Annotated in this window: 27 protein-coding genes; 5 read left to right on the top strand and 22 right to left on the bottom strand. The window is 44.1% G+C overall.

Translation table 11 applies throughout. From position 1 onward, the window contains the following. Positions 1 to 64 precede the first annotated feature (64 nt). From QVE09_RS24930 to nikA, 6 genes are all read right to left on the bottom strand, one after another. Positions 65 to 1,570: a malate:quinone oxidoreductase gene (locus QVE09_RS24930; protein ID WP_315938983.1), complete on the bottom strand. Its 1,506-nt coding sequence runs from the start codon at positions 1,568 to 1,570 to the stop codon at positions 65 to 67. A 397-nt stretch (positions 1,571 to 1,967) separates the two neighbouring features. Beyond that, positions 1,968 to 2,945, bottom strand: coding sequence for an ABC transporter ATP-binding protein (locus tag QVE09_RS24925; protein ID WP_315938982.1), 978 nt, complete (start codon positions 2,943 to 2,945; stop codon positions 1,968 to 1,970). Next, positions 2,942 to 3,742 carry an ABC transporter ATP-binding protein gene (locus QVE09_RS24920; RefSeq protein ID WP_315938981.1) on the bottom strand — a complete coding sequence of 267 codons (801 nt, stop codon included), beginning with the start codon at positions 3,740 to 3,742 and terminating at the stop codon, positions 2,942 to 2,944. Before QVE09_RS24920 ends, QVE09_RS24925 begins: the two co-directional genes overlap by 4 nt. Beyond that, entirely contained in the window at positions 3,739 to 4,593 is an 855-nt protein-coding gene (gene nikC, locus QVE09_RS24915; protein WP_315938980.1) for a nickel transporter permease, read from the bottom strand. Before nikC ends, QVE09_RS24920 begins: the two co-directional genes overlap by 4 nt. Then, positions 4,590 to 5,537 (bottom strand): nickel ABC transporter permease, encoded by a 948-nt coding sequence (gene nikB, locus QVE09_RS24910; protein ID WP_315938979.1) that lies wholly within the window; start codon positions 5,535 to 5,537, stop codon positions 4,590 to 4,592. Before nikB ends, nikC begins: the two co-directional genes overlap by 4 nt. Further along, positions 5,537 to 7,087, bottom strand: coding sequence for a nickel ABC transporter substrate-binding protein (gene nikA, locus QVE09_RS24905; RefSeq protein ID WP_315938978.1), 1,551 nt, complete (start codon positions 7,085 to 7,087; stop codon positions 5,537 to 5,539). Before nikA ends, nikB begins: the two co-directional genes overlap by 1 nt. A gap of 356 nt (positions 7,088 to 7,443) precedes the next feature. Here nikA and QVE09_RS24900 point away from each other — a divergent pair, with 356 nt between their 5' ends. Continuing rightward, entirely contained in the window at positions 7,444 to 8,331 is an 888-nt protein-coding gene (locus QVE09_RS24900; protein WP_315938977.1) for a DUF2599 domain-containing protein, read from the top strand. Between the two features lie 686 nt (positions 8,332 to 9,017). On the opposite strand, the gene QVE09_RS24895 is transcribed toward QVE09_RS24900, so the two are convergent. The 9 genes from QVE09_RS24895 to QVE09_RS31570 form a co-directional block, all read right to left on the bottom strand. Next, complete coding sequence (locus tag QVE09_RS24895) at positions 9,018 to 9,269, bottom strand: hypothetical protein (protein WP_315938976.1); 252 nt, start codon at positions 9,267 to 9,269, stop codon at positions 9,018 to 9,020. Next, the gene (locus QVE09_RS24890) at positions 9,262 to 9,843 is read right to left on the bottom strand and encodes an RNA polymerase sigma factor (RefSeq protein WP_315938975.1); all 582 of its coding nucleotides are present in this window, start codon (positions 9,841 to 9,843) and stop codon (positions 9,262 to 9,264) included. Before QVE09_RS24890 ends, QVE09_RS24895 begins: the two co-directional genes overlap by 8 nt. A gap of 298 nt (positions 9,844 to 10,141) precedes the next feature. Beyond that, the gene (locus tag QVE09_RS24885) at positions 10,142 to 10,552 is read right to left on the bottom strand and encodes a hypothetical protein (protein ID WP_315938974.1); all 411 of its coding nucleotides are present in this window, start codon (positions 10,550 to 10,552) and stop codon (positions 10,142 to 10,144) included. Positions 10,553 to 10,616: 64 nt separating this feature from the next. After that, positions 10,617 to 10,916, bottom strand: a complete 300-nt coding sequence (locus QVE09_RS24880) for a hypothetical protein (RefSeq protein ID WP_315938973.1) — start codon at positions 10,914 to 10,916, stop codon at positions 10,617 to 10,619. 579 nt (positions 10,917 to 11,495) lie between these two features. Next, positions 11,496 to 11,966 carry a pentapeptide repeat-containing protein gene (locus QVE09_RS31645; protein ID WP_483874300.1) on the bottom strand — a complete coding sequence of 157 codons (471 nt, stop codon included), beginning with the start codon at positions 11,964 to 11,966 and terminating at the stop codon, positions 11,496 to 11,498. A 122-nt stretch (positions 11,967 to 12,088) separates the two neighbouring features. Continuing rightward, the gene (locus QVE09_RS24870) at positions 12,089 to 12,490 is read right to left on the bottom strand and encodes an Imm7 family immunity protein (RefSeq protein ID WP_315938972.1); all 402 of its coding nucleotides are present in this window, start codon (positions 12,488 to 12,490) and stop codon (positions 12,089 to 12,091) included. Between the two features lie 62 nt (positions 12,491 to 12,552). Beyond that, positions 12,553 to 12,969 (bottom strand): hypothetical protein, encoded by a 417-nt coding sequence (locus QVE09_RS24865; protein WP_083678715.1) that lies wholly within the window; start codon positions 12,967 to 12,969, stop codon positions 12,553 to 12,555. Between the two features lie 2 nt (positions 12,970 to 12,971). Then, positions 12,972 to 14,174, bottom strand: a complete 1,203-nt coding sequence (locus tag QVE09_RS24860) for a WXG100 family type VII secretion target (RefSeq protein ID WP_315938971.1) — start codon at positions 14,172 to 14,174, stop codon at positions 12,972 to 12,974. A gap of 416 nt (positions 14,175 to 14,590) precedes the next feature. Then, complete coding sequence (locus QVE09_RS31570) at positions 14,591 to 14,896, bottom strand: DUF3221 domain-containing protein (RefSeq protein ID WP_397387093.1); 306 nt, start codon at positions 14,894 to 14,896, stop codon at positions 14,591 to 14,593. A gap of 122 nt (positions 14,897 to 15,018) precedes the next feature. Between QVE09_RS31570 and QVE09_RS24855 the strand changes: the two genes are divergently transcribed. The 3 genes from QVE09_RS24855 (at position 15,019) to QVE09_RS24845 (ending at position 17,308) form a co-directional block, all read left to right on the top strand. Then, positions 15,019 to 15,444 carry a hypothetical protein gene (locus QVE09_RS24855; RefSeq protein ID WP_315938970.1) on the top strand — a complete coding sequence of 142 codons (426 nt, stop codon included), beginning with the start codon at positions 15,019 to 15,021 and terminating at the stop codon, positions 15,442 to 15,444. 232 nt (positions 15,445 to 15,676) lie between these two features. Then, positions 15,677 to 16,834 carry a WXG100 family type VII secretion target gene (locus QVE09_RS24850; RefSeq protein ID WP_315938969.1) on the top strand — a complete coding sequence of 386 codons (1,158 nt, stop codon included), beginning with the start codon at positions 15,677 to 15,679 and terminating at the stop codon, positions 16,832 to 16,834. Positions 16,835 to 16,849: 15 nt separating this feature from the next. Further along, the gene (locus tag QVE09_RS24845; protein WP_315938968.1) at positions 16,850 to 17,308 is read left to right on the top strand and encodes a hypothetical protein; all 459 of its coding nucleotides are present in this window, start codon (positions 16,850 to 16,852) and stop codon (positions 17,306 to 17,308) included. Positions 17,309 to 17,384: 76 nt separating this feature from the next. Here QVE09_RS24845 and QVE09_RS24840 read toward each other — a convergent pair whose 3' ends face one another. Next, on the bottom strand, positions 17,385 to 18,110 hold the full coding sequence (locus QVE09_RS24840; RefSeq protein WP_315938967.1) for an NPCBM/NEW2 domain-containing protein: 726 nt from the start codon (positions 18,108 to 18,110) through the stop codon (positions 17,385 to 17,387). A 116-nt stretch (positions 18,111 to 18,226) separates the two neighbouring features. After that, positions 18,227 to 18,400 carry a hypothetical protein gene (locus QVE09_RS24835; protein WP_315938966.1) on the bottom strand — a complete coding sequence of 58 codons (174 nt, stop codon included), beginning with the start codon at positions 18,398 to 18,400 and terminating at the stop codon, positions 18,227 to 18,229. Positions 18,401 to 18,707: 307 nt separating this feature from the next. On the opposite strand from QVE09_RS24835, the gene QVE09_RS24830 reads away from it, so the two are divergent. Further along, positions 18,708 to 19,055 (top strand): helix-turn-helix domain-containing protein, encoded by a 348-nt coding sequence (locus QVE09_RS24830; RefSeq protein WP_315938965.1) that lies wholly within the window; start codon positions 18,708 to 18,710, stop codon positions 19,053 to 19,055. Positions 19,056 to 19,130: 75 nt separating this feature from the next. Here QVE09_RS24830 and QVE09_RS24825 read toward each other — a convergent pair whose 3' ends face one another. From QVE09_RS24825 to QVE09_RS24805, 5 genes are all read right to left on the bottom strand, one after another. Then, positions 19,131 to 20,825, bottom strand: a complete 1,695-nt coding sequence (locus tag QVE09_RS24825) for a histidine kinase N-terminal 7TM domain-containing diguanylate cyclase (protein ID WP_315938964.1) — start codon at positions 20,823 to 20,825, stop codon at positions 19,131 to 19,133. Between the two features lie 335 nt (positions 20,826 to 21,160). Beyond that, positions 21,161 to 21,931: an AAC(3) family N-acetyltransferase gene (locus tag QVE09_RS24820; protein WP_315938963.1), complete on the bottom strand. Its 771-nt coding sequence runs from the start codon at positions 21,929 to 21,931 to the stop codon at positions 21,161 to 21,163. Between the two features lie 159 nt (positions 21,932 to 22,090). Beyond that, positions 22,091 to 23,509, bottom strand: a complete 1,419-nt coding sequence (gene araA, locus QVE09_RS24815; RefSeq protein WP_017691494.1) for an L-arabinose isomerase — start codon at positions 23,507 to 23,509, stop codon at positions 22,091 to 22,093. A gap of 272 nt (positions 23,510 to 23,781) precedes the next feature. Next, positions 23,782 to 24,477: an L-ribulose-5-phosphate 4-epimerase gene (locus QVE09_RS24810; RefSeq protein ID WP_036611813.1), complete on the bottom strand. Its 696-nt coding sequence runs from the start codon at positions 24,475 to 24,477 to the stop codon at positions 23,782 to 23,784. 1 nt (position 24,478) lies between these two features. After that, the gene (locus QVE09_RS24805) at positions 24,479 to 26,095 is read right to left on the bottom strand and encodes a xylulokinase (RefSeq protein WP_315938962.1); all 1,617 of its coding nucleotides are present in this window, start codon (positions 26,093 to 26,095) and stop codon (positions 24,479 to 24,481) included. Positions 26,096 to 26,425 lie beyond the last annotated feature (330 nt).

The raw sequence follows: 26,425 nt of genomic DNA, 5'->3' as shown, positions 1-26,425 counted from the left end.
GGGTGTCGCCCCGGCTTAGCTCTCTTCTTTGGCTTGATTATTATCTAACACGATAAGCTAATGGTTATACGTGCATGACATGTTTTTCATCCGATAACCCCAGCGCCTTGGCTGTTGAAGAATGAACCTCTTTGAGAAGATCCAGGTTCTCCACAAGTGATATGCCATAGGATGGAATCATTTCCTTGATCTTAGGCTCCCATGCCTCCATATGCTGCGGGAAGCAACGCTGAAGAATCTCAAGCATGACCTGAACTGCCGTGGATGCACCCGGTGATGCACCTAGCAAAGCCGCAATTGTTCCATCTGCAGACGTGACCACTTCTGTACCGAATTGGAGCGTTCCTTTGCCACCTTGGACAGTATCCTTGATCACCTGCACACGCTGCCCCGCCAGAACCATATCCCAATCCTCACTCTTCGCACCCGGAACAAAGTCGCGCAATTCTGCCATACGTTGTTCTTTGGATAACATCAGTTGTTGGATCAAGTACTTGGTCAAAGAGATTTCTTTGACACCTGCTGCGAGCATCGTAAGCAGATTATGCATCTTAACAGACGTGATTAAGTCGGCATTGGAACCCGTCTTCAGGAACTTCGGCGAGAAGCCGGCAAACGGTCCGAATAACAGCGACTTCTTATTGTCGATAAATCGGGTATCCAGATGCGGAACGGACATCGGCGGAGCCCCTACTGAAGCTTTGCCGTATACTTTGGCGTGATGCTGTTCCACGACTTTTTGATTTTTGCACACCATAAAGATCCCACTGACCGGGAATCCGCCGATATGTTTACCTTCCGGAATGCCCGTCTTCTGGAGCAAATGCAGACTTCCGCCGCCCGCGCCGATAAAGACGAATTTTGCCTTATGGCGCTCGACTGTACCGCTCTTCAGATTTTTCACGGATAATTCCCATTGTCCATCGCTGGTGCGTTTCATATTCTTCACGCTATGTTGGTAGTGGATACCCACGTTTTGTTCTTTCAAATGGTTGATCAGCATACGCGTTAAAGCACCAAAGTTAACGTCCGTACCGGAGTCAATTTTGGTCGCTGCAACAGGTTCATTACTGGTACGATCTTTCATCATCAGCGGCATCCATTTCGCCAGCTCTTTCTTGTCATCCGAGAATTCCATGCCAGCGAACAGCGGGTGATTCGACAAGGAGTCATAACGTCTTTTCAAAAACTGGACATTGCTCTCTCCGTGTACATAACTCAAATGAGGAATCGGCATAATGAAGTCCCGCGGATTACGAATCAGACGGCTATTGACGAGATAGGACCAAAATTGCTTTGAGATCTGAAATTGTTCATTCACTTTAATCGCTTTGCTAATATCTACGGTTCCGTCTGGTCGTTCAACGGTATAGTTAAGTTCGCACAATGCAGCATGCCCGGTTCCGGCATTATTCCATTCGTTGGAGCTTTCCTCTCCTGCAGTGGCTAGCTTTTCGAAAACCTTAATATTCCAGTCTGGTGCCAATTCTTTTAGCAAAGTTCCCAAAGTTGCACTCATAATTCCGGCACCAATCAAGATAACATCTGTACTCGTTTGTCCCTGGCTCATGTCTACCGTCCTTATATCCTATATTTGCCAAAAGGATGTAAGCGTTATCGATTTGGCATTTGCAGCAAGCCCATTCTTGAACGGGATCGCACCTTCTCTGAATGATTATAACCTTGATCTAGTGTATCAATAATATAGAGCAATTTAAATATGCAATTTCAAGATATTTGCTATTCCATCAGTATACGCTAGTTTACATCGGAACGTTAGCCCGGTTATAGGCCTGAAAGATATATTTGTTCAAAACAAAGAAAGGAGCCCGGTTTTCGTGGGACTTGGCACATGAAATCTTGTATAGCTGTGAAAATGGATGCGCTAAGAGCCGCTCTCGAATGTTTCGCTAAGCGGCTCTTTATTTATAATTAACGATTACCACTCCCGGCGTTTCCGGGAGTACTTAGAAAATTGAAATCAGTTCCTTCGTGTACGGATGGCGTTCTCCAGCGAACAACGCATCTGTGCCAAAGCGGTCAACGATCTGACCTTCCCGCATGACGATAATGCGCTGACTCATGCGATGTACCGCAGCCAGATCATGCGAGATGAACAAGTATGACAGACCAAGCGATGTCCGCAGATCGGTGAGCAACTGCAAAACTGCTCCTTGCGAGATCACGTCCAGGCTGGCCGTAGGTTCATCCAGAACAACAACGTCCGGCTCAATGCCAATGGCACGTGCGATCGTGACGCGCTGACGCTGTCCACCACTTAACTCATGAGGGTATCGTCCAGCCAAATCGCTAGGAAGTTCGACAGCTTCAAGCAGCTTTTGGACGTAAGCATCCTTCGATGTGTAGGTAAAGTGGGACAGCTCGGCGTTCCGTCCAAGTTGTTCGTACGGATCAATTAGTGAATCGGCAATCTTGAGCTTGGGATTCAGTGCTGCCATTGGATTCTGGAAAACAATCTGAATCTTCCGGCGATGAGGCTGCAACCGTCGACCGCTCAGCCGCGCGATATCCTGTACGCCCAGTATAATCGAGCCCTTATCCGCATCTTCGATCCGCAGCAGACAGCGGGCGAGCGTACTCTTGCCACAGCCGCTCTCACCAACCAGGCCAAGACATTCGCCGCGGTTCAGGGCAAAGGAAATATCATTCACAGCCGGTCGGTCTGCACCCGCGTACGTTCGGCTCAGATGTTCCACGTGAAGCACGGGGTTGCCGGAGATGCTGGACGATGAAGCAGTCTTTGCAGCAGCGGTATCTAAATCAGCATCTGTACCTCTATCCGTAGTATCTGTATCCGCAGGATCTATGACTGCATTGTCTGTGTCTGCATGGTTTACATTTTTAGCAAAATCGTGGCTTCGCACACCAGATTCTTCTTCGGACTGGACGAGTCCAAGGCGTTCATCATTTGCGGTCGTCTTCATTCGGTTCCTGCCTCCTTCAATCCCGACTTCAGCGATCGGCTCAGGACGGGAGCCGCATCAATCAACTGGCGCGTATATTCATGCTGAGGATGATCGAGAATGCGATGTTTCCCGCCAGATTCGACGATCTGCCCTTCCTTCATGACAGCCAAGCGGTTGGCATAGCGACGTACATGGCGCCAATCATGCGTTATAAACAGAATGGCACAGCCTGTTTCCGCTTGTTTCCGTGCCAGCAGTTCCAACACGCGATGCCCGGACACACTATCCAGTGCCGTTGTTGCTTCGTCAGCGATCAGCAGACGAGGTGAGAGCATCAGCGATGTAGCAATTGATGCTCGCTGAAGCTGTCCACCGCTCAACTGGAACGGATAGCGGCGCAACAATTCAGCACCAAGGCCAACCGATTCCAGCGCTTCCTCCGCCCGTTTCTTGCGGAGGGCAGAAGACTTTTCCCCATGTACCTTCTGGTACTCATCTAAGTGCCCACCAATACTGCGAAATGGCGTAAAGGCTCCCTGATAGTCTTGAAAAATATACGAGATGCGGCTTCCCCGCAGGGCGCGCATCTCCTTTGGCTTCCGTTCGAGCAGGTTGCTGCCTTCGAACATGACTCGTCCCGACGCATGCAGGTTGGGCGGCAGCAGACGACCAATCGCTTGCGAGAGCAAGCTTTTGCCACTACCGCTCTGTCCAACCAATGCCATGAATTCGCCTTCGCGAACAGCCAGAGAGACTTGATCTACAATTGTACGATCCCGACTGGAGATGCTCAGCTCCTCAATGGAGAGAATCATGGCTGCACCTCCTTCTTCACGTCAAACCGGTCTCTTAGATAGTCGCCCAGCATGTTGGCAAGCAGGACTATCGAGACAATGGCAAGGCCCGGATAGATCATCAACTCCGGCCGAGACTGGAAGTAAGGCCGTGAGTCATTCAGCATCGCACCCCATTCAGGTGTTGGCGGCTGTGCGCCAAGGCCGATGTAGGACAATGATGAGATGAGCAGAATGATTTTGCCCAGATCGAGACTGGCTAACACGAGCACATGGCCTGCGATATGCGGAAGCAGATGTTTTCTCATGATACGACCGTCCGACAATCCGTTGGTCCGGGCGATGCGAATGTAATCCTTTTGGGACTCCGATAAAACTGTACTCCGAACGAGACGGGCGTAGCTAACCCACTTTACGATTACGATCGCCAATACCAGATTACCGATTCCCGCGCCAAGCAGGCCACTAAGCACAATCGCCACGATAGTATCAGGAAAAGCTAGAAAAGCATCAGCGATCCGCATGAACAGCTTATCGACCCAGCCACGTTTGTAACCCGCGATCAAGCCAAACGGAATGCCGATCAGCAATGCAGCACCGAGTGCCAGCAAGCTATACCCCAGTGTTTGTCCGCCGCCAAGCAACAGACGTGTCAGTACATCGCGGCCCAGGTGGTCGGTACCGAACGGATGGAGAGCACTTGCGCCCTGCAATCGTCCGCGCAGATCGGTTAAGGTATGATCATGCTTCAGAACTAAAAAGGCATACAAGGAGGCCGCGATGACCAGTAGTGCAAACAGCAGACCAATGATCGCCTGCCAGCTATGTTTATTAGATTTTGTAGGCGAAATGGGCAGGGAAGTGGTTTTCATCGGTGGGCCTCCTTTTCCTTGAGTTTCATTTCAGGATTCAAATAACGATAAGATAGATCAACCGCCGTATTCACGAGGAATACCACGATAGCCATGATCAGGATGTAACCCTGGATCAGTGGATAATCACGCTGGCGGATGGCGTCAACGACAAGCTTGCCAATACCCGGATAAGCGAACAACACTTCAATCACGACAACTCCGCCAATCAGGCTGCCGAGACTTACGCCAAATACCGTAATGACAGGCGGAAGACTATGCCGAAACGCGTGTAGCATGAAGATCCGGCCTTCGGATAACCCTCTTGCTCGAGCGGACCGAACGAACTCCTGACTGAGTGAATCCAACAAGCTGGAACGCAAAAGACGCACATAAACGCTGGAGATAGCGAGTCCCAGCGTCAGAGATGGCAGAATAAGTGAGGTGAATCCATCCCGGCCCATGGTTGGCAGATTGCCGAAGCGTACGCCGAACATGTCGATCAGGATCAGACCCAGCCAGAAGCTCGGCACCGCCGCACCCACAATGGAGAGCATCCGGCTGCCGCGGTCAATCCAACTGCCACGATGGAGCGCTGACAGCGAGCCGAGCGGGATCGCTATCACGAGCATGACCAGCAGTGCGCCAATCGTCAGTTCAGCCGTAGCTGGCAGCGCACGCATCAGGGTCTGCATGACAGGCTGGCCTGTCGAATACGATACGCCGAAGTCGAGTCGAACGAAATCGAGCAACCAGTTACCGAACTGGACAGGAAGCGAATCGTTGAAGCCCATCTGCTCGCGTACAGCTTCCACCTGCTCCTGACTAACGGACAGTTCGTCCACATTCAGGATCGTCAGTACGGGATCACCGGGAGCCAGACGAATGAACAGGAAACTCACAAACATAATGAACAACAGAAAGATAAATACCTCAAGGAACTTCCGAAGCAAAATGCGAAACATTACATCACATCCAGCTTATTGGTAATCATGTAATATTCACTGCGAGTGGTAACCCAGTTCTTGATCCTCTTGCCGTTGTAGGCAACGATCGTACCTGGATGCAGCACGAATGAATTCAGCACGTTGTCATGCACGTAGTTGGCTGCCTTCTCGGCAAGCTCTGCGCGCTTCTCCAGTGCAACTGTGAGATTCAGTTCGTCGATGATCTTGGTCAGTTCCGGATCTTCCGATCCACTGAAGTTAAGAGCACCCTTCGGATGGTACGTTGCATTCAGGTAATATCCAGCATCGCCACGCGGGGCCGTCAAATTACTGTACGTTGCAATATCCCAATCGCGATTGGACGCCATATAATCTTCCGGCGTGTCAATCTGGCGAATCTGCACGTCGATACCGATCTTCTTCGCATCAGATTGGAACACTTGAGCAATCAGTGGCAGATCGGCACGAGCCGAATATGTCAGCAGCGTCAGTTGCAATGGTTTGCCGTCCTTGGTCATCACGCCGTTTTGCTGCGTGTACCCTGCTTCGTTGAGGTATTTTACAGCGACATCAGCTCCAGATTCCGTTGCTGTATCCGTATAGGTTGGCGCAAATGGCAGCGATGGCAGGAACGGTCCGATAGCAGCTTCGCCATATCCTAGCAGGATCGTGTCCACGATGCCCTGACGGTCAATCAGCGCGTCCAGCGCACGACGAACATTAAGGTCCTTCATACTCTCCCGTTGCATGTTCATCGTTAGCTGATGCACACGGAATGTCGATGTGGACTCAACCTTCATGCCGTCCATCGCTTTGAGCGATTCGAGGCTCTCTACCTCCGGACGGTATACGATATCAACCTGCCCAGATTTGAGCGCTAGTGTGCGGGCATTGGCATCTTCATTGAATGAGAACGTGATGGAATCCAGAGGCGATGCTCCGTCCCAATATTCATCATAGCGGTCCAGTTCCAGCTTGCTACCTGGGGTAAAAGAAGTCAGCTTGAACGGGCCCGTACCAATCGGCTTGTTCACAACGTCCGGCTCACTCACGTCGATAATCGCCGTGTTGGGATTCACCAGTTCGGAAGCGAACTCCGGGAACGGCTGAGTTGTGGTAATCCCCAGCTTGTCGCCCTCGGCTTCAATCGTATCGATCTTCAGCGCGTTCTGGATGGCTACATTCTCTTCCAGTGCCCGCTCAAGGGATGCCTTAACAGATTCACCCGTCATTGGCTTGCCATTCTGGAAGGTCACATCATCTCGCAGGTCGATCGTCCAATGCTGACCATCTTCGCTCTCCCAGCTCTCGGCGAGCCACGGAGCCACCGTCAAGTTCTCTTCATCGAGACGAACCAGCGTTTCCGTAATGCCCGCGCGCAGCGGCACATAGCTTGAATCCACATGTGGATCTAGCGAACTGGTGGAGAAGTTATATAGGAAGTGAACATTTTTATTATCGGTGGATGGCTGCGCAGCGGGACTGGACTCAGATGATCCGCAGGCGCTCAACAGTCCAGCGCTCAAGGCCAAGGAGACCAGCGCTAGCAGTGGCGTCTTTTTATTCAAGGTAATGCCCCTCTCTCTTAATCGTAATCATTATGATCTAAACAATGAGTATTATCATATCGTAATGATTACGTTTTGACAAGAGTTATGTTGGTAGTGAAACGAGAAAAAATCCGACTCTCGGATGAGAGCGGATTCTTTATTTACAAAAAAACAATAAAACCATCATATTTTATAAGCAACTGTCGTCTAGTGTATTAGAATCGCTTGCTATTGGATTATAAGTCATCGTATGGATATTTAAACAAAATTTATAAAAAAAGGAGGTATGCAATAAAACTTGAACATTGTCATATCGTTGCCTGAATGCCTTAGCCCGATTATATTAACCATTTGAGTTTAAGGAGGTATTTTTTATGAAGCGTTTATCCAAAAAAACAAAATTTCTTTCATTGTTCTTGAGTTTTGCACTACTGTTAAGTTTAGGGCATGTAGTATCAGCAAATGGGGTAACGGAAGAGTCCATAACCAATTTAACTACTGAAGACGATTTGGCATTTGGCGTAGGGGAGCCTTTAGTTAGAAATGATTCTCTTCATTCGCTTAATTTCCTGAAAACAGCTGATCAAGACAAATTAATTCAAACAATTAGGTATACCCCGTCCACTGATACAGTTATTGAAATTCCGTTTAAATTTACAAATGGAGAATCCATAAAAATTCTTACGGATCGTGATCGTGCAATGTTTGCACAAGAAGATGAAAATACGAAGATGGGTACGAATAAAGCGCGAACAAATGGTGGTATAGCGGGAAATATATTGAATAAAGAAGGCAGGTCAATCGGAGTATTCTCTGCACAACTTGTTGGTGGCAATGAAGAAGCCGAACTCATTGCAGAAAACACGGAAAAAGCTTTGATGTTACAAACCAGTTCAGATGATACGACTACACCACTTGAAATTGAATTTAGAATTGCTGCGACATACTATTCTGATTATTTTTCGAGTTTTGCTTGGATAACGAGATCTGGTGTGTTATCTCTAAGTCTAACGCATACAAATTATATCTATGACGCTACAACACAATATGAGTATGAAGCAAGAGCATTTGATAGTTGGGATAAACTATATTCGATTCATTCTACTAATACTCAAAACTGGTCTAATACAGATGGGATGTACAACCAATACTTTTGCCATGTCGCCCATGCGGAGAGTAAAAACCCTTGGAATATAGAGCCAGCTAGACCGGATGTAGGATATGTCAAAACTGTGCTCAATCTCTGCAACCCACCTTTGTAATTCTTCCTTAATTTGATGCATGTCGAATATAATGACTCAGAGCTTGGATATTATATGGAAAATGATATAGAGTCATGTTGTGGTACAGGGTTTATTGATGATACGATAAAACTGCCCTTTTAGGGCAGTTTTATTGGCATTTTTAGATTTTCTCAGGTTAAAAATAACAGGGAGTGGTAGGCGTATGGATAATATAAACGTATTTATAAATTTTAGACCCATATATATTCTATTTATTATTATTTTAATTATCTCGTTCTTAATTATCATTCTTCAGAAGAATCATTATAAAATCATTAACAGGTCAACAATAATTACAACATTATTAATTACTTATATTGTATCTGCTTTTTTGTTATATCAGGCGGGAATTCTTTCAGATGAATTAGGGATGAGCGGAGACACTGTTTCCACTATTATGTTTTTTGTAGTCCTAGCTTTAGGTGCAGTTAATTATTTTGTTTACCTTTATAAAAATAGAACTTAGTCCCTGTGGGATGTATTTGATCTAATATGTTCATGATACACGCAGGCGGTACATGTGAACCATCCTCTATATATTTAAACTGTACCCCATAGAGCAGACTCCTCTCAATGGGGTATTTTTTTGTGTCACAAGGACGGAAACCAGGATGATTTAGGCTTAACAAGATGGACACAGCTATTGTTTTTCAATTGATGTGATATCAGTGCTTTTTGAAAAAGGATGTAAGGCCTGCATGGGCTCGTGGATCGCTATTATTAGTCACCAGTATACCAATCAGAAGAGAAACACAGACAACACCTGTTGCCACTTGCAGACGACGCATGATTTTCCTTCGCTGTCGGCGTTTTTGGAGTTTGAGTTCCAATATATCCCAAGAAGGCGTGCTGTCAGGAACTTCGAGCTCTTGATATAGATCGTATATCAGCTTATCAAATTTGTCGTTTTCACTCATCTTCATCAACCCATTTTCTTGAAAATTTACTTAGCAGTGCTTTTCTAGCCCTAACAAGACGTTGAGCAATCACTTGCTCACTAATACCTAATTCAATGGCTATTTCTTTATATGGCTTTTCGTCCATATAGTATTTCAGAAGCACATCCTGGTAGTCAGGTTTTAATTCCCTAATCGCTTCTTGCAGCAATTGATTTCGAAAATTATGTTCAATTGTCGTTTCGACGCTTATATCAGCGGCTATTTCTAGAGTAGCAGCATTATGTGTATTATAGACGGCTTCAAGACTTGTCCAATGACGATTTTTTTTGTTTTTTATTGAATCAATCATCTGATTTCGAATAATACGCTTTGCCCATTTCTTACCACTGGCTAAATCTTTTAATTGAAGACGACTCTTTGTCGCTTTCAAAAAAGATTCTTGAATAATATCCTCTGTAAGAGAGTGATCCTTCAGTAGAAAGATAATCTCTTTATAAGCAAACTGAAAAAACGAATCGTAAAAGTATACCTGTAATTCGTAGCTCAAGGTATCGAAATCTGCTTCAAATAGTCGCCACCATTCTTCCCCCATTGTTATCCCCGGCCTCTTGTTATATTCTATGTATACCATTATTTTACTTAATTGTACTCTGAATGTATAAATATAGCAATTTTTCAGAGCCGCTCCATAGAATAAGAATCTTTCAAACCTGATTCGTAGATTCCCTTGCATTTCTCTCTAGTCGGTCGTGTACCAAACCATTTAGAGTTACGTACAAGGTAACGACTAAATAACGCAGCCCTAGCAACTGCGTTATCGTTTGAAAGTATGTCTAGACGCATATTAAAATCAGAAAGCATATGGAGAATTTTCATTATACTCAATTCACCTATGTTAACCCCTTAAGAAATTCCCCTAAAATATTTTTACTGGCAGTGCCTGCTCCTGAAATTGCATCATGCACACGATCTAATATCATTGGATGATTTATAATTCGTTGCTTATGTTCAGTAGATGTGTAACTTCTTAATGTATCTATACATATTTCAGACAACTCGCTGTCTTCAACAGAAAGTAGAGAAAGCAGGATTTCAAATTCTTGTGTGTGCTGTGTACTATCTAGACAGTAAGCCAGCTTTTTCTTCCAGTACAGTGGCTTATCCAACACCTCAATGGTTACCTTATCCCAATCACTTTGTCCGAAATGCTCCAATATTTCTGCTGCTATAATACAACCGTCATCATACCAGGAATCAACTGTCGTCACAGCTGATAAAAGATTATCTAATTGTTTGTACATATTAAACAATAACCTCTATCTAGTCATCTCCCAGTTTGATCCTACTTTCTGTATACCGGTAAGATTAATTCATGTAAGAAATGGCCGTCTTGATAATATTCGTTAATTTTAAATCAGGATATTTTTTATCACATTCCTTGAGGGTGTTGATATATTCTGTACTTTGGAGATTATAAGCTATTTCTTCAAACACCTCACTAACCCAAATAAGTTCGTCCTTACTACAGTTCTTGAGGAATTGAATCGTCTCATCTTCATTCTGGCTTAGTATATTAATTAGTTCATCTCTATATTGCTCGATTGCAGGATCGTTCATTTGAAGAGCCGCTCTTTTTCGTATTACTTCTCTAGACTCTTCGATCATTTATAGTGACCTCCATTTAGAAGATTCAGCCCAATCGTAACCAGACACCCAGAAATAGTCCGATCTATTAAGATTCAGGTATTCATAAACATTCGTTATTCTCTTCTTTATTAGTTTAAAGACTGTAGAACTGCTATGAACGGAGGATGCCCCGTTTCTTGGTTTTGTAACAAACTTGGTTTACGAAATCTTAGACTCGTCTGCAGTTCAATTACAGGTGCTTCAGCCCTGACTTCTTTAAGCAAAACTTTTATCCAAAGGGGGCACAAGGGTACTCTACAACCCAATATCTTTATAACAGAATCAATATCGAACTCGCGTCCATCTAAATTATTCGAATTTAACATTCCCCGGTAAAGATATTCGTCTGTAGAATTTAAAGATTTACCCCGCTCCTCAATCGTAGTAATTATGAATTTACTGTTTTCACCCAGTACTTCGTTATGATAGGTGGATAATTCATCTACAGTTTTTAGTAAGTATTCCTTAAAAGAATCTAGGTCCATATATTTTATTAACATGCCTACTCCGTTAATTTAAATTCAATTCAGCACTTGTCTTTAAGATTTAATTTAAAATTTATTCATCCACGGTAGCTTCTAACCATTTTGCTGCATCTTGACCTAAAAGGACTGTTGGGTTGTCAGGAGTGCCGACATTAATGCTATGGAAATTCGCTTCGGTTATTCCTTTCATATTTTTCAAAGTTGCTCCATAGAATGAAACTCCTTCAAACCTCGATTCGCTTATATCTATATTTATTAATGAAGCGTTACTAAAGTCAGTTAGAGAGAAGCTACTTGCAGAAAAATTACAATCTATAATCGTAGCCCTTTTAAACTCAGTCTCCCAAAAATCATCTCTAGCAAGTCTTACACCATTCAAAGTTGCATTAGAAAATTCAGTATAAGATAGGTCCGACTTATAAAAATCACAATTCACTAATTCTGCGTCGTTATAAGTTGACGAACTTAAAACTGAGGCATGGAAATCCATGTTGTTCAGGCTAAGATTATCAAAATTACAGCTAGTCATATACGATTGTGCCAAACACACACCAGTTAACTCATAATGTTGAAAATCAACTTCCTGTAATCGTAGCTTCTCACCTTCTTGACCATTAGTCTCTAACCACTTTTTGTGATGCTCAAATTTAAGATCTAACTCTTATTTCATAGCTCTTCATCCTCTAGTGTAGGTATGAATGGGGAGAGAAACGGATCATTATTCTCCATTACTTTACCTCGGATTAAAGTGTAGACCTTAAACTGATTGAAGGATTCCGTATCATCACTATCTCTTACATAAAGAATTCCGTAGGAACCCGGAGCTATTTCACCTACCTTTTTCAACACTTCGGCGGGATCATACTTTGATACAGGTTTGTGATTATCTAGGCCCGCTATCCATAGTTGAAAGTCACCGTTAACTGCTCTCACGTCCAAAACACCTGTAGGCCAATTTAGCTCCTCTACATATTCCCGCAGATGTTGAATAACTAAACCATATTGATCTTCATCTTCTTCAAATGAAGCACTCTCTCTAATAGTTGCCCATCCATGATATTCATACATAATCTCTTCACAACCCCTCATCCGTATCTCTGTGGGCTAGTTGACTATAAAGGTCATTATCTTTAATCTGTTCTTTCAATAATCGCTTTAAAGGGAGCATGTCCTGTTTCAACATTTCTCAACAAAGTAGGCTTTCTAAACCTTAGACTACACTGTAATTTAAAGATCGCTGTTGCTTCATCTAAACCTATAAAGATTACATTAATCCATATAGGCACCATTGGCTCTAAACCGCAAAGAACATTCACCGTATTGATTAACGGTAACTGCTTTCCTCCTATATTATCCTCACTCAAAATATTCAATCGCATCATATCATCTGCACTATTCAAAGGCTTATCCTTTTCCCTCACAGGCTCGATAATGAATCTATATTCATTAGATGTTAACCCAATTTCATTTGAGATTTCTTGAATTGTCTTTAATAAATTTTCTTTGAATATTTCTTTATTCATCTGCTTTATCTGTTCCAAAGTCATTCCTACTTCCCTGAAATTTTCGTACTTGAGACTTTAACAAGTTCATTGGTATTAACATATCCTGAAGGAGTTGTATCTATAGAGAATATTTCTAACCATGCATTTTTGGTTCTTACCCCAGCCTGTTCCAGAATTTGTGGAAATGCTCTTGTTTGTTCAACTGAGGGCGTGTAATGTCCAGATAAGTTGGTGATTCTTCTAACCTGACCATCCGCATTTATCTTTAGCTTCCCTGCTGCTTGAACAGACTCACCATTTGCTAGAAAAGAATGACCTCTTCCTATATGAAGTTTGTTTTTCATGTCTACAACAAAATCCATCTCATTAAGTCCATTTACATCTTTCAGTTTTCCGCTCTCTATACTAAAGGTGAACTCTTTCCCAGCTTGAGCATCATCAGGGAACCTATTATTGATTTTTTGTGATGATACTATATTTCCCGGGCTCTTACCACCTGTACTTGCAGCCTCAATATGCTGCTTAATCTTCGCCACAGCGGGATTAGAAGTTGGCAATCGAAACGGCCCTTTACCACCCGGCATACTCCCACGAACCATCTGAATCGCCATGAATATCTGACTAAACTTCAGAGAGGTCACCATCATCTGAGCATATTTATCGGATACAGGCTCTCCCGTCGTAGGATGAATCCCCATCTCAAACGCCTTGATCTGTAACGCAAAAATATCTTCCCCAGGCGGTTCAACGTTCACAGCTTGCATGCGATTAAAGTCCAGATTTCCCTGATCCCTCTGATAAGCCTGAAGAGCAGCCTGATCCGCAACACCATTCTCGTTGACAGGCATCCATACCCACTTACCAAACATATTGACTTGCGCCATCCGATAGCCCTTATCACCCGAACCTGAATCTCCTGATGATTTGATCATCATAGCTGCGGCGCCGACAGCTCCAAACGCACCACCCAGACTTACCTTCTGAGCTTCTGCATCTTGGAAACGCGTGGCGATATCCTTCAATTCCTTGGATGTGTTCACCATACTCTCCAGCGCTTTATCCAGTATAGGTCGTGACTGCTCGAACTCATAGTAAAATCGCTCCTGCGTTGCGCCCATCCACATCATTTGAACGAACATGATCTGTCTCGTCAGTTCACTTCGTATACTCTCCAACTGTTGTCTGGCTTGATCCACCTGATTCGATACGTGATGTAGTTGTTCAGGGGTAACTTTGATTGTACTCATACGTTTCTCCGCTCATTCGAAATAGGATTATCCCATGTTAGCAGAAGTGTAATATGTAAACTATCCGGCTAACATCCTGATTTCACCATGGTAAAAACACAAGCTGTGCTCCTCATCGGTGCTATGGTCCTATATGCATATACCCACTTCAAGGCATATCCTACCAGTTTCAGTAAATACCTTTCCTACTTCATCCCCTCCAACATCACCCGATACCGCCCGATCTGCTCCTCTGTCGCCTCTTCCCGCAATGATTCAAAAGTGAAGTTTGAAGTGCAAACTATTTCAAACTCTGGAGTCAACTAAATCACATACAGATTTCTAAGCAAAAAGAAAGAAGAGTGTTGCACTAAATCAGCATAGACAACACTCTTCATATATTAAATCGATTTAAGCCATCTTGTTTTACTCTTTTGCTAACTTAGTATATTTCTTAGGTACGATGTCTCTAAAGTATCATAGGTTATTTCTATCTCGTCCCCAACATCAAACTTAGACAGGTTTATACCACTAACCCAATATACTTCACTATATTTGTTTGATTGTATTAATTTATTAGTATCTTCCTGAAGATCCTCTGGTACCAAATCACTTATTACAAGAATTCTTTTGTTCGATTGATCAATCTCTTTTACATACCCTTGAACCCATTGATCATTTGAATTAAAAATGGTACATGCACTCAATATAAATAACAGTGAACATATTAACAACACCTTCATAAATTTCATATGGACACACCTCCACCAGTAACATCGATGTACTTTAAGGGTTAAACAAAATAGAGTTTATGCGGAACATTCCAAATACAAAATTCGTTTAGGGACTAAAGAGGGGGAATACCATGAGAAGATATTCATTTATCGTCTTAATGATTGCTACAGTTATGATCCTGATTCTTAGCGGCTGCCAAAGTTCTAATCAGCCCGATCAAGTCGGAGTAAGTAAAGTATCAAGGGAATTATACACCTTCTATCCTGACGAAATTACACAGGTTGATTCTATTGAAATGATGCGCGGCAGTGATGGCACTAAAAAAATAACTACAGATCAAGTGCTGATTCAGGAATGGATTGAAAAGGTACGTGATTTAGAAATCGTACTTGATCCGGACCAAGAAGATGCAACAGGGGTATTGTTCCATGTCACGATGCTTGAGCAGGGAAAAGAAGTGCTGTACATGACGCCTACCGATATGAATCATCAGCGAATGCAGCCACAGTTGGAATTGGCTGACCGAATGTCGGAACTTTATGATGCCATAGAATAAAGTTTTTTAAAGCATAATTGAGCATTTATACTCAAATAAAACGGAATCAACATTATCATTTCTAATGGGGAGATGCCCCTCCTAACAGTAAGATTATTCCTGGCACAAACAATACATCTCGGTTTGAGGATTTCAGGAGAATGGGTACAAACAAATAGAACTATAGGTCCTCACAAACAGCATCTAACATGGATTAAAATATAGTACAGATCAAGAACTGAGGATTGAGACGATGACAAAGATACAGATCCCTGTGGATCAAATGACACACACGATTGGCGTGTTTAAGATAGGACACGGGCACTTGCAACAAACACTGACTAGATTAAACGGCCAACTCACTCCCCTACTCGGCGGTTTTGAAGGCGAGACAGCCGAACGCTTTGCCCACTTATACCGTTATGCAGAGAAAAACCTGAATACCACGCTGGAGTTGCTGCATACAATATCTCTTCGTTTGGAACAGATTCGGGAACGTTTTGTCGATACCGATTCTACTATGGTTAACATCTCTGCGTTACTACAGTATCAGGCCAATCCGGGCACACCTCGTACCAATGATCTTGTTTGCGGCCCTAACGATCCCCCTCCTAAACGTAGCGTTGAGGAACATGTGGATGCCTTTTTCAATCAGGCCGGAGAAAACATATTAGCGATTGGGGACTCTGCCCTGCAACTAGGTAGAGACCTTATCGAACATCCATTAGATACTGCGGGTAACTTCTTGTATGATAATACCATTGGTACCGTTACCGACATAGGGAGCGGAATCGCCTTTAGTTGGAACTATGTGTGGGATAACGGAGATACCCGAGAACAGGCAGAAAAGCATATTGCAGCTGAGTTCGATAAAATGAAGCAAGAAGGCGGAGCAGAGTACGCCGCAAATATCACAACTTCTATGCTCCTCGGAATCTTCGGTAGAAAAGTCGGGATCAAGTCCATTGATGGCAAACAGCATCACTCGCCCCATATCGATTCTGGTGGGGGAGATAATAGAAATAAAGAACTTGAGCGTGAGGCATCCAATGATAATTCAGCCTCTTATACAGGAACGCCTGCTGTACACCAAGAAATGTTGGATAAGTCTGTAAAGTACCGTGATGACCTTAACTATGACTGCTCAGAGATAGCGGAAGACCTAGCCAATGCAGCCAAGGGCAAAGGAGAGATAATCACACTACGTTCTTCAGAGAAGTATGGAAGTATAGAAGTCTACGAATATGGAGTGAAGGAAAAGTTTGACTACCATACCGTATATTCTGATGGAAAATATGTTTATGATCCCAGATATAGCGATAACCCTATACCTAAAGATGTTTATTTAAAAAATATAGGAACACAAAATGATGGTAACCTAAAGGTTTCAATTAAGAGTCTCGATGAATGAGGAGAGAGTTACGTAATGAACATTTACACTATGGATAAAAAAGATGTTGATTTGTCTAATTTAGTAGCATACAGTTTATCCAAACTATCTACTTACGAATGGGTAAGATACAATATGTACGCCGAAGAGGATATCTATAATAGAGTCCCTGGATTTCACTTCAGATTTCATAATACAGGGGATTTGTATAATGAATTAACAGATTGTATAGATGCTTTTCAGGGAGAGTTACAATGGAAGTTGTATCTTGGTCTTGAGACTCGAAACCAAAATTACAGTTTAGAACCATTAGAAGCATATCAGGCAAGATTAACAGATGAATATAAGAAAAATCATAACCTAAAGGAGATTTTAGGCGAAAAATATAACGAAATATGCGAAAAAGGTATCAGTGATATACCATCCTTAAGTGATCACGTTGAGAACTGGTTTAATTTAGAAAATAGAAAGCCCATTCTTCCTGATCGTGACTAAGTTTACACCAGATTAAAGCAAAGGCCTGTCTACGATCTTATAGGATCGCAGGCAGGCCACATCATTATGACAAATGTTACTTAATAAGCTTAGCCTCACCAAGAACAATATTGATTTGCTCTCCATTGTTTAAAGAGGCTTCAAAGAAAACTTGGAGTTTTAGTATTCCCGTAACATCAATACTAATGTTTTCTGGCATGTCTCCACCTTTCATATCATCTTTTCTGAATATCTCTACCCCGTCGCCCTTAACAATTAAAGAACCAGAATTAATAGAATTACGTGTGTAGTCATCAATTCCGATATATCCCGTTAATTTTTTATAAGCACCATTTAGATTATAATCTATAGAAACCTTATCATCACTAGAACCACCCCAAGGTATATCTAGAATGGTGCCCACACCATGAAGATATTTTTGATTCGCTACAGTGAATTTCAATCCTTTAGGATTTTCCCAATTCTTAAAATAAACTCTATCAACAATACCATCTATTCTAGCGTAGGAAACTTCTTCCAAGTACTTAAATGTACCAGCTTTAGCACCAAAAGAGGCTGTCTTACTTTTCCCGTCATACGTGAAGGATTCCCCCATAGTTTGAGCTGCTGTTTTAGCAGGTATGTACAAGTTTCCATTATAAACGATTGATTGAGTCGTGCTCTTATGTACTCCGTTGAACATCATCTTAACGTTCTCCATTACTACACTAATCTTAGTATTAGTTCCTGCAAAAGCAGTTGCTCCTGTTAATAATGAACCTATTAATACACCTATAACTAAACCTTTCACTTTGTCTTTCATGTCTTCTCTCCTTTTGGGTATTATTGAATTTTTGATAAGCATTCCAATAATACCCAAAAAGAAGGCCGTTGTATATAGCATTGTTGTTAGATGAGACACGAACTTTATTCGTTCCTCTATCCCATTTCCTCCAGCATCACCCGATACCGCCCGATCTGCTCCGCCGTCGCCTCTTCCCGCAATGATTCCAACAATGCTGTGCACCTTATAAAATACCGATCCATCCCAAGCTTATCCGCTAACCTGATTGCCTGCAAAATGAACTCCACGGCATCCTGCGGTCTTCCCATCCACTGTTCATACAAAGCCCGCTGATAACAGTAATGGTACATATTTTCGTTGTTTGAAGAATCTATTTTTCTGAAGCCATAGCCATGTCCAGCATTTCAACAATGATGTCCGGTTTAAGTGATTTTAGGATAGATTTTCGCAAAGATAATCCTCCTTAATTATCGATTTTCTTACAATTGTATAGATAAACCAAAAGAAGATCAATATAAATTGTACTCATAAGTACTGTTTAATAATTATTTCCTTTGCACATATTAGTCTGTAAGGATTCTATAACCTCTTCTAACCTTAAGTGGAGGTGATCAAATGAGTTTACCAGAGGACGTAGGAAATCGAATTCGTGAGTTAAGGAAGGCAAAAGGCTGGACTCAGGAACAACTGGCCGAAGCAGCAGGGCTTCATTACAGCTATATTGGTGGAGTTGAACGGGGAGATCGTAACATTTCTTTGGAGACTCTTGAGAAAATAATGAATGGATTGCAGGTTACTGCTGAAGAAATCTTTAAATTCAAAGAAGACTCTGAGTACAAAAGAGCCTTGGATGAACATATAACTTTAATAAGCGGCAAAAGCGCAGATACAATCGTATCATTGACCAAAATTAGCAAAGAAGTTTTAATTGCTATCGAAAAAACACATAAAAATTCCAATTAAAATATCTGGATCAATATCATGCGCTAACACCAAAAAGAGCGGAGTCACACCCCCACTCTTTTTTTATTTCCCTTTTCAAACAACACCCCGCTCAAACGCCGCAAACTCCACTCTGTTCCGCCCATTCTGCTTCGCCTGATACAACGCCTTATCCACCGCAGCGAACAGTTGAGTCAAATACCCCTCCGGATTGTCCGGCACATGCACAACTTCAAAATCCTCAAAGGCCAGAATTCCAATACTAATCGTAATCGACACCTGCGTACTCTCGTGATCCACCATAATGCGGTTGGACTCTACAGCTGTTCTCACGCGCTCCGCGATCTGGTTCGCCAAATCATGCTCCGTGTGCGGAAGGTATATCATGAACTCTTCCCCGCCATAACGCGTCAGGATATCGGTACTGCGAATCGATTGTTTGACGGCCTCCGCCGTGCGGACAAGCACTTCATCCCCGATGACATGTCCATAGCGATCATTGATCGCTTTGAAGTAGTCGATATCGAGCAGCAGGAGAGAGAATGGTGTTTTGTATTGAATATTGGTAATGACCTCATGATTCAGATGTTGGGTCAGATAACGACGGTTGTAACAGTTGGTTAAACTGTCCGTCAGCGCGAGTTCCTCCAGTTTGCGATTGGCCTCGGATAACTCCTGACGGATCAAGTCTAGCGCCTGATTTCGCTCCTGAAGCGTTACGTTCTGGCGATTCATCTCTTTCACATAGAAACGCTCCTGTGAGACATCCTGGAACGTAAGGATATGACCGATCGGCACAAGAACCGAATCCACAATCGGAGACGATTGCAGGATATAGTGCCGGATATTGTTGTCCCGCTCCACGATCACTTCAACCTGAGAGAGGGTATTTTCTTTTTTCTTATAATGATTCACGAACTCCCGACAGCTGCCCACAACTTGAACAGACTCCAGAAAGGCTTCCATATCAAAAGAATCCCCCACATGCAGATCCATAAAGGATCGAGAGGCTTTGTTCGCTTCAACAATGACTTCATTCTCATCCAGTACCAGGATGCCATATGGAATCGTATTGATTACGTCCTCATGCGCGATGGAGACCAGATCGAACACATTGTATCTTTTGATCACATAGACGAAAAACAGGTCTGACAGAAAGATCCCCAGCGATGTCATGCCAGGAATGATCGGCAACCAGCGGGCTAGAACGACATTTAGGATCGCATCGATCGTTGCAAAAACAGCCAAGACAAATATGCCCCACAGGGTGATCCTCACCTGTTTTTTGATCATGGCAGACGTCTGCGATGAATACACCGCCCGGAACAGAACGACGAGGGACGCCAAGAAATAGCTCACCAGAATACCCATTACAACCCAGAACCAAGGGCCGTAAGCCCGCTCGATGTACCCGCCCTCCAGCGGGATGACGAACTCGTTCCATGGATTTGCAACTACACCTATAGCCCCGATTACCGCAGGGACAAATAGCAGGAAGGTTCCTTTTGTACTCAACCGCTCTGAATAACCGGTAATAAAAATCGTCAGCAGAAGCCACCCGCTCCCAAGCAGAGAGACCGCAACGAAAGACAACAAAACATAGAACAACTGTAGACCGGAATCATCCGTGAGCGTGCTCGCAAATTGACAGAAAGGCCAGAGCATCATCAATCCGTGAAACAAAAAGTAAACCTTATGTAAGTTCGTAATTCTAACCGTAGCAAACACATATACACCTACACCGAACAATAGGACGAATAAAAAGAGATCATACCATACTAATGGGTTCACGAATCTTCTCCTTCTTAGATGCTACAATGACAACGTGGTTGTTCATGATTCTAAGTGATACGTATATAAAACTTCAATAAACACCTATACAATACTGCTACACCAAACATATTGGTTAATTTAACCATATCTTATCACACCACCATAAGGGTGAGTAGCCCATACACTGGAAGTCCGACCAACCTCTGATCGAAATGCTGATCTATTTCTGATGATTTATAAATGCTTTTGAAGGTTTGGAGTACAAAACAGGAGAGTACATCATCTGCTCGGGAGGTATTAGACATCATCAAGTAATTCATATTGAGCCATCCGGCTATCGGACGGCCCTTATATCATTCGGTTACTGCATGTAGAGGGAGGTTGTCCGTGAATAGATCGGGGTTATCCTTCAGCATTTCCGTAATTACCTCTGCTGTCTTAGCCGCATCACACACTCTAACAACCGCATCGCCGAGCTTTCCTTTACGCATCGCACCTTCGCGAACCAGTACCTCATCTACTTTCCAGAAATGCTCCGACCATGGCAACCCACAATGTCTGCGGGATGGTACTGAAATCTGGCTTCCATCTGGTAAAACCGTATACAACATCTCATGCTCGTCCGTCATTCTACCAGGGATGTCCACCCACTCTTCGACCCCGTGAATAAATGTATTCCGCTTCAAGTCAACGCCCACTAATAAGATCGTCGCTTTCCGATCTAACAGTTTCCCCCATGCCGAACCTCTCGCACACGGTGTGTCGAAGAGATGATCGTCCTTCGTAAACGCCTCTGCGTCCCTTCCCAGTGCCGCTACCGAATGCGTAGGGTGCCAGGAACGAACCACGCCCGAACGTTTACGGAAAAGCTCAGGCAGAATGCCTACGCAGCATACAGAATTTTCCACGTGGAACATTGGGTTATCCGCATTGATGGTAGACCACGTATGGGTGGGAAGCACCAACAATCCGTCTTTCATATAGTCGCTACAGGCATCCAACACTGTGTCTGCTCCACCTTCAACCTCGCCTATACTTTTCATTGAAGAGTGAATGAGCAACGTGCCTTGCCTATCCATACCAAGCTGCTCTAGTTGCTGCATCAAGCTTTCTTTTGTATACATGCCCTTCCTCCTTCATTTCTTATCCTTTTCGATGAAAAAGCAAATCCTTGCTCAGCTTCACATCATGCTTCTCAGCATAACAAACAAAGGGCCGAGGGTTAACCCCCGGCCACAGAGAAAAAAATTGTATGAGTTCAGGCAGTAGCTCCCACTCAAATTTTACTTAATAATAACGTACTCCAGATTCACCAGCTTCGCATACGTCACGATCTGATCTGTGGTCAGGTTCAAGGATACAACCGTATGGTGACCACCACCATTTTCGATCCACGCTTTCACTCCATCTTGGAAGTTCGGCTTCACGCTCCACAGAACACGTGCTACCGGCAGATTAGGTGCTGGAACAGTTGGCTCAAATGCGGATACTTCGTTGATCAGCAGTTTGTAATGTGTACCGAAGTCTGCCATGGATACCACGACACCTTCGCCTGCTTTGCCATCGAATACAAGACGAGCCGGATCTTCGCGATCGCCAATGCCCAGTGGGGACACGATGATTCTTGGTTTGGTGCTGGCAAGTGTCGGATCTACTTCAAGCATGTGAGATTGCAGGATCGCTTCCTGTCCAGCGGCCATCTCGTATGTGTAGTCTTCCATGAAGCCTGTGTTCTCGTTATGAGCCATGATTTTCAACAAGCGATCCAGCGCAGCTGTTTTCCAGTCACCCTCACCGGCAAATCCGTACCCCTGAGCCATCAGGCGTTGTACAGCCAGACCCGGAAGCTGTTTCATGCCATGCAGATCTTCGAAGTTTGTAGTGAAGGCACTGTAACCACCTTCGTCCAGGAAACGTTTAATCGCAATTTCATAACTCGCTTGTACACGTACACTGGCTTCCCAAGCTTCCTTGCTGTTCGTGCCGTAATCGAATTCGTAGAGGTCTCCATACTGAGCGATCAGATCATCGATTTCCTGCTCTGTTACAGCGTTCACGTATTGCACGAGATCGCCAATGCCGAAGTAATCAACCGTCCATCCGAATTGGATCTGTGCTTCTACTTTATCACCTTCAGTTACGCCCACGTTACGCATGTTATCACCGAAGCGCGCTACTTTGATGTTAAAGCTTTCATTATAAGCTACCGCTACGTCCATCCAGTCAGCAACCTGTTGTTGCACTTCTGGGCGCTCCCAGTAGCCAACAACGATTTTATTTTGTTTTCTCAGACGGGCATTAATGAAGCCATATTCGCGGTCACCGTGTGCCGCTTGGTTCAGGTTCATGAAGTCCATATCGATGGTTGCCCAAGGAATGCTTTCGTTGAATTGGGTTGCCAAGTGCAGCAAAGGTTTTTGCAGCAATTTTGTACCACGAATCCACATTTTCGCCGGGGAGAACGTATGCATCCATGTGATGACACCCGCTACTTCATCGCGGTAGTTGACTTCTTTCATCGTGCTCGTGATTTTATCTGCGCTTACCGCCAGATCCTGCAATACGAGCGGGTACGGCAGTACGCCACTTGCATTAAGGGCATCCGTGATTTTCTGTGCGTTGGCTTTTACTTCGCCCAGGGCTTCTTCTCCGTACAAGTGCTGTGAACCGACCACAAACCAGAATTCTTTTGCTGCTGACATATAATCATCCTCATTTCATTATTTTATAGTTGAACTAATAGGTTTACACTAGCACACTGCGCAGCCAGAATAATCTTTCGATCGCTGGTTATCCCCGGATTTTTTTGATTCCCTTTTTTAAAGGGAAAATCCTGTGATAAAGGCGAACGCTCCGCTTCTCCAGCTTTCTTCTGTCTTCTCCGTTATCGTGTAAAAAGTATAGTTGAACAAATCATTCCCACACTAAACCACTTGTAAGCCAGAACATGCTTCCAGTCACTGTTATAACCTAATTACTTCTGTCCGTAATACGCGTCTTTTCCGTGTTTTCGCAGATAGTGCTTATCCAAAATACCTTGTGGAAGTTCCTTCGCGAAGTTATTCAATTGCCGCGCGTACAGGTTCATTTTGCATACCTCTTCCAGCACGACACTGTTCACCACCGCAGACTTGGCATCTTTCCCCCACGTAAACGGTGCGTGACCATGGAGCAACACTGCCGGAACCGCCATAACATCAATCCCACGCTGTTCAAACGTTTCAATAATGACGCGTCCTGTCTCCGCTTCGTATCCACGATCAACCTCGTCCTGATTCAGGAAACGTGCACAAGGCACAGCCCCATAGAACGTGTCTGCATGTGTTGTTCCCATAACAGGTACGTCCAGTCCAGCTTGCGCCCAGATCGTCGCCCACGTGGAGTGCGTGTGCACGATGCCACCAATTTCCGAGTAATGCTTATATAGTACGGCATGTGTTGCGGTGTCTGAGGAAGGTCTCATCTCACCCTCCACTACGTTGCCGTCCAGATCAACCACAACCATGTCGCTTGCTTTCATCGTATCGTAGCTGACGCCACTTGGTTTGATCACGAACAGACCGCTTTCCCGATCGATTGCGCTGACGTTACCCCATGTGAATTTCACAAGTCCGTGCTTTGGCAGTTCCAGATTCGCCTGGAATACCTCTTCTTTCAGTTGTTCTAACATGTTATTCCCTCCCGTTCTCTACCAGATGATCTACGGCTGATTGCTCAATCGCAAGTCCACTCCGATAGCGTTCGATAAATGCTTCAAACCCTTTCACATCCGATGCATCCGGCGCCACTTCGACTCCCTCCACATCGTTAAAGACTTTCTGCTCCAAGAACACATCCAGGCTCTCCTCTTGATCCTTGTTGATCATGTACGAAGCCAGAAGTGCCATGCCCCATGCACCGCCTTCACCAGCGGTAGACATTACCGACACCGGTACGTTCATCGCAGCAGCTACAATCCGTTGTCCGACGACAGGGGTCTTGAACAGGCCACCGTGAGCCAAAATGCTGTCAATGGCTACATTCTCTTCCTCCGTCAAAATGTCCATGCCCAGCTTGAGTGCACCGAAGGCACTGAACAGATGTGTCCGCATGAAGTTTGCCAGATTGAAGTTGCTTTCCGGGGAGCGGACGAACAATGGACGGCCTTTCTCAAGTCCCGTAATGTTCTCACCTGAGTAGTAACCGTAGCTGAGCAAGCCGCCGCCATCTGGGTCTGCCTCCAAAGCTTTGTTAAACAACACACTAAACAACTTGCCGTTATCCACTTCATATCCCATCGCTTGAGAGAATTCACGGAACAGTCCTACCCATGCGTTGATATCACTGGAGCAGTTGTTGGCATGAACCATCCCTACTGGGCTGCCATCAGGCGTGGTGACCATATCGATCTCGGGATAGACTTTGGATAATTCCTTCTCCAGTACAATCATCGCAAATACAGATGTGCCAACGGAGATGTTCCCCGTACGTTTTCGCACGCTATTCGTTGCCACCATACCCGTTCCGGCATCGCCTTCTGGCGGGCAGAGCGGAATGCCTGCTTGCAGATCTTGCGATGGGTCGAGCAACTTGGCTCCCGCTTCCGTCAATGCACCTGCCTTCTCACCAGCGAGATATACCTTGGGAAGAAGATCCTCGACTTTCCACGGATAACCTTTGCCTGCGATCCGTTCATCGAACTGTTGGATCATGGATGGGTGGTAATTATGTGTAGACTCGTCAATTGGGAAAATGCCTGATGCATCGCCGATCCCAATCGCCTTATTGCCCGTCAGCAACCAGTGGATGTATCCAGCCAAAGTTGTCAGGTGATCGATCTGAGGTACGTGTACCTCTTCGTTTAAGATGGCTTGGTACAAGTGAGCAATGCTCCAGCGTTCAGGGATATTGAATTGCAGAAGTTCCGTTAGCTCTCTTGCAGCTGCCCCCGTCGTAGCGTTACGCCAGGTGCGGAAAGGTACCAGCAGTTCGCCCGCGCTATCCAACGCGATATATCCGTGCATCATGGCCGAGAATCCGATAGAACCGACCGTGCGCAGCGTGATTCCGTATTTCTGTTCCACATCTTGCTTCATCTCACGATAAGCCGTTTGCAGTCCTGTGATGATATCCTCCTGGTTGTACGTCCAATATCCATCTTTCAGGAGGTTCTCCCATTCATAACTGCCTGACGCGATGGTTTCAAAACGCTCGTCAATCAACACCGCCTTAATCCGCGTTGATCCAAATTCAATTCCGAGCGAAGTAGCGCCCTTGGTAATGGCTTCTTTCAAGTCCAATTGACTCATAATCACGTGTATCCCCTCTCCGGTCGCGATTTCACATCCCTAAGGATGCATATATAAGGTGAAGCTCTTACTTATGGCAGTAGCTAATAATGAATTTTGTATAAATACATTCTCTTGTGTTTTCAAAGAATGCGCTTTCCTTTTCTGACAGCCTTAGTATATTTTTTGTACGTACATTTGTCAATAATATATAATAGTTATACTTACAAAGGACACATATTGTACTCTATTTGACTATTCAGAGGACTTATATAGCTATAAATCGGCTATGCTGTAAGGTACACCTCTCTCTAAAAAGGCTGATTATGTACGGTTTATTTCGAAAAATGT

The organism is Paenibacillus sp. ClWae2A (assembly GCF_032452295.1).
Lineage (GTDB): Bacteria > Bacillota > Bacilli > Paenibacillales > Paenibacillaceae > Paenibacillus.
The sequence above is the reverse complement of the archived record's forward strand: the minus strand, read 5'-3'. Positions and strand labels throughout refer to the sequence as shown.